Here is a 1,837-nt window from a genome sequence, read left to right as displayed (position 1 = left end):
GCGCCGACGGTTCCCAGGTAGCGCCCGCCGCGGCTCGCCAACAGCCAGCCGGCATGCCGCCAGCCCAGGCTCAGGAAGGTGTTCACGGAGCGCAAATTGGTCGCCTGCACGTGCGAGAAGCACAGCTGCAATCCTTCTTGCGCCATGCTGGACGCGGTCGCGACCAGCAGCTTCTTGGCCCAGCCGCCGCGCCGGCTTGCGGGGTGCGTATACAAAAAGCTCAGGAACGCATTGCGCGATCCTACCTCGCACTTGAGCGGGCACGGCGTATCGGTGCGGGCGGCGCCAACGTCGATCCGGATCTGCGATCGCACAGCGCCGTCTTCGATCAGCGCGTAAATCCGCCCACCTTGCGCGAGCACCTTACGCACCCCGGCCCCGGTATGCGGGTTAATCTGGTCGAGCAGGGCGTCGGGACAGCGCGCCAGGTCGTCCTCGGAAACGAGCCGCAGCAGCATACAGCCCGGCGGGCATGCCGTGCCCTCGTCGCGCAGCGGCGCCGCGAACAGCATGTACACATCGAGTGCCAGCGCCTTGCGCAGCAACCAGAAGCCCAGACTGCGCGGGCCGCCGCGTTCCCGCAGCAGCTCCACCCGCTCGTGGTTCCAGAGGGCGCGCATGCTACAGCGGCTCCCAACTGGACAATGCGGTTTTCAGCAGCCGGTACCCGGCTGCGCCGACTAGCCCCGGCCGGAACAGGATCAGGTTCGTCATCCGCGCGCCCGGAAGCGCGCCCCAGCGCTGCTTGTAACCGGAGTCGCCCTGGCCCCAGTCGACCAGGCGCAGGCCGCGCCCGATCGCGTCCCGGAAAATATCGAGCGAGAGCAGCGAGCCCGGGCTGGACGCCTTGAACTCTTCGTCATAGCCGTTGGCCACGATGCACATCGTCTGCCCGTGTTCGAGGTGCAGCGAATAGGCGATGTCGCGTGCGCCGCAAGAGAGCAGCCAAAGCACGACCTCCGGCCCGTCGCCGTATTGCGCCAGTCGCGACCAGTAGGCTTGATTCGGCGCGCCCACGAGCTTGACGTCGCCTCCCTGTTGCGCAACCCAGGAGGCCTGTTCGACCAGCGCCGCGCGTTGCAGCAGCGCGCCCGCTTGCGCCACGGTGAGCCGATGTCGTTCCGTGATCACCGGGCCCTGCTTGTCGAGGCGGCGCCGCAAGTAGGCGATGTTTTTCCACAGTGACCCGCTCACTTGCGCCTGAAGCGCCTGCGCCGACGCCGGCAAGGCCAGTTCGAACACCTGCCCGGTCACCTGCTTCAGGCCACGCCAGCCGCGCGCGCGCAGCAGGGTAACGAAGCGCTGGGTATCGGTGTCGCCGTCGATGAGCGGCCCCATGCGCAGCATGGCGCCGCAGGGCCGCCTGGTCAGTTCGTCGGCGAGCGCGGCCAGCGCCTCCGCGCCGGCGCCGGGCTCGACGGCCACGCCGCGCCACGGCCAGTAGTAGCCGCCCAGCGCCCATAGGTCCAGCTTGCCCGCGCGCTTGCGCGCGAACGCGACCTCGGCGCCCGCGGTGCGCACGACCGCCAGCGGGCCGCGCCAGCCATCGCCGGGCAAATAGGCCTGTTCCCACGCCGCGGCGGTATGTGCGCGCACGAAGCCGCGCCGCATCGGCGCATCGGTGCCCATGTCGTGCCCCTCAGCCATGGCGGATCAGCCGGCGCACTTTCGCCTTGACCCCGTAACGGTCCAGCACCTGGCCCGCCCATGCCGAGAAGCGTTCCATCAGCGCATGGCCGCGGACGATGGCGGCATTGCGCACGGTGGGCCGCACCAGGAACACATTGGCGCACTGGCGCTGGTGGGTGGCGAACAGGCGCTTGTGGTCGGACTGGCC

General features: G+C 69.5%; 2 protein-coding genes and 1 pseudogene. All 3 read right to left on the bottom strand.

Annotated elements, in window-relative coordinates:
- On the bottom strand, positions 1-620 hold a 620-nt coding region (locus tag KBW95_RS24420; RefSeq protein ID WP_211529552.1), incomplete at its 3' end, for a GNAT family N-acetyltransferase.
- A 1-nt stretch (position 621) separates the two neighbouring features.
- Positions 622-1,629 carry a GNAT family N-acetyltransferase gene (locus KBW95_RS24415; protein ID WP_211527190.1) on the bottom strand — a complete coding sequence of 336 codons (1,008 nt, stop codon included), beginning with the start codon at positions 1,627-1,629 and terminating at the stop codon, positions 622-624.
- 10 nt (positions 1,630-1,639) lie between these two features.
- Positions 1,640-1,837, bottom strand: a pseudogene (locus KBW95_RS24410) (GNAT family N-acetyltransferase); the annotation flags it as partial.

Source organism: Massilia sp. ZL223, assembly GCF_018119395.1.
Lineage (GTDB): Bacteria > Pseudomonadota > Gammaproteobacteria > Burkholderiales > Burkholderiaceae_D > Telluria.
The sequence above is the reverse complement of the archived record's forward strand: the minus strand, read 5'-3'. Positions and strand labels throughout refer to the sequence as shown.

What these genes read in the sequence shown, in the direction of transcription:
- KBW95_RS24415 (WP_211527190.1), bottom strand. Translation starts at nt 1,629, where the DNA reads ATGGGCACCGATGCGCCGATGCGGCGCGGCTTCGTGCGCGCACATACC.